Source organism: Wolbachia endosymbiont of Pentalonia nigronervosa (assembly GCF_014534705.1).
Classification (GTDB): domain Bacteria; phylum Pseudomonadota; class Alphaproteobacteria; order Rickettsiales; family Anaplasmataceae; genus Wolbachia.
In genome coordinates this window covers 1-2,047 of record NZ_JACVWV010000130.1, presented here as the reverse complement: position 1 = coordinate 2,047, position 2,047 = coordinate 1, and the positions used below count along the sequence as shown (strand labels likewise).

Annotated in this window: 3 protein-coding genes; all 3 read left to right on the top strand. The window is 36.3% G+C overall.

The genetic code is table 11. The features are described 5' to 3' along the window. Positions 1–54 precede the first annotated feature (54 nt). Positions 55–279, top strand: coding sequence for a gpW family head-tail joining protein (locus tag IC220_RS07220; protein WP_188153755.1), 225 nt, complete (start codon positions 55–57; stop codon positions 277–279). Positions 280–306: 27 nt separating this feature from the next. Further along, positions 307–1,338, top strand: coding sequence for a PDDEXK nuclease domain-containing protein (locus IC220_RS07215; protein ID WP_188153754.1), 1,032 nt, complete (start codon positions 307–309; stop codon positions 1,336–1,338). Further along, a partial coding sequence (locus tag IC220_RS07210) for a phage portal protein (protein WP_188153753.1) occupies positions 1,338–2,047 on the top strand: 710 nt, incomplete at its 3' end. The genes IC220_RS07215 and IC220_RS07210, both read left to right, overlap by 1 nt.

Here is a 2,047-nt window from a genome sequence, read left to right as displayed (position 1 = left end):
AAAAGACTGAGAGCAAAAAGCCAAAGAAAATAGTCAAAAGTAAATGGATAGAAAATGTACACTGAAGAATATTTAGCTCAAGTTGAGCAAGCAATTCAGAAACTGCAAAACGGCAGGAGAGTGGTATCAATTGCTTATGGTGACCATGTGGTGAGATATGCAGAGGTGCAGATAAATGATCTTTTGAGCTTAAGGCAACAAATTAAGTCTGAGTTGAAAATTGTAGGTGTGAAGCCTAAACGAAAGATAGTGTTTTCGACGAGTAAAGGGATTGTATAATAGTAAAAACTATTTAAAGGATAACCAATGGCAAAAATTATAGCAAAAGAGTACACGGAATTTTTAGAGCATTTGAAAGAACATATTGCTACCAATCGTTATAAAGCAGCGCTTGCAGTAAATAGCAAACTTATTTTACTTTACCACCATATTGGTACAGAGATCTTAAAACGCCAAAAGGAACATGGTTGGGGTGCAAAAATTATTGATCAATTGAGTAAAGATTTGAGAAGTGCATTTCCTGATATGAAGGGATTTAGCATACAAAATCTAAAGTATATGAGAAGGTTTGCAGAAGGATATAGCGAAAACGAAATTCGTCAACAAGCTGTTGACCAATTACCTTGGGGTCACAATATTGTAATAATGTACGAAATAGAAAATAAAGAAGAAAGATTTTGGTATGCTAAAAAGTCACGTGAACATGGCTGGTCTCGCAATATCTTATCTATGCAGATTGAAACAAATTTGTATAAACGCGAGGGTAAAGCAATAACAAACTTCAAAAATAAGCTTACATCACCTCAATCAGATTTAGCACAGCAAACGCTCAAAAATCCTTATGTATTTGATTTTTTGAGTCTTGGTAAAAAAGCGCATGAAAGGGAAATAGAAAAAGCTCTGGTAGTTCACATAGAACGTTTCCTTTTAGAGCTTGGAGAAGGGTTTGCATTTTTAGGAAGGCAGTACCATTTACAGGTTGGAGAAAGAGATTTCTATTTAGATTTGCTCTTTTATCACGTTAAGCTTCGTTGCTACATTGTAATTGAATTAAAAGCAGGGAAATTCAAGCCAGAATACGCTGGAAAGATGAATTTTTACCTTTCAGCAGTTGATGATTTATTAAGGCATCCAGGCGACAATCCATCAATTGGTCTTATTCTCTGCCACTCTAAAGTTGGTGTTGTAGCCGAGTACGCATTACGTGATATAAATAAACCAATAGGCCTTGCTGAATACCGAATAACTGAAAACCTGCCAGAAAATATTAAAACAGCTCTGCCAACTATAGAAGAGTTAGAAGCTGAGTTATCAAAAATTTCAGATAAAGGAAAGTAATGCTCTTAAAATCATTCAAACAATTATTCAAAAAACCAAAGATTAAAAGTTCAGCATGGGATGCATCAGGTTCAGGAAGAAGGGTAATGTACTGGCAGCCAGAAAGGAGTGGAATAAATAGTTTACTTGCTCATAGCATTGAAACCTTACGCAGTCGCTCTCGTGACATGGTAAGAAAAAATCCATATGCAGCAAATATAATCGACACTATAGTTGCAAATTGTGTTGGCACGGGAATCAAGCCGCAATCAAAGGCTAAAGATCCAGAGTTTAGAAAAAAAGTTCAAGAATTGTGGCTCAAGTGGACAGATGAAGCAGATAGCTGTGGAGCAAGTGATTTTTATGGACTGCAATCCCTTGTATGTAGGAGTATGATTGAAGGTGGAGAGTGTTTTGTACGGTTGAGGAATCGTAAACCTGAAGATGGATTTTCTGTACCATTGCAGCTACAAGTACTGGAATCAGAGCATTTAGATAATAAGAGCAATCAAACACTTGCAAATGGTAATGTTATTCGTAGTGGTATTGAATTTAACCGACTTGGGCAAAAAGAAGCATATTACCTATTCAGAGAGCATCCAGGAGAAGGATCATTTGGAGAATCTGTTAGAGTACCAGCAAGTGATGTACTTCATATCTATAAACCGCTGAGACCTGGGCAAATTAGAGGAGAACCATGGCTTTCAAATGTACTTTTAAAACTCTATGA

What these genes read in the sequence shown, in the direction of transcription:
- IC220_RS07220 (WP_188153755.1), top strand. Translation starts at nt 55, where the DNA reads ATGTACACTGAAGAATATTTAGCTCAAGTTGAGCAAGCAATTCAGAAA.
- IC220_RS07215 (WP_188153754.1), top strand. Translation starts at nt 307, where the DNA reads ATGGCAAAAATTATAGCAAAAGAGTACACGGAATTTTTAGAGCATTTG.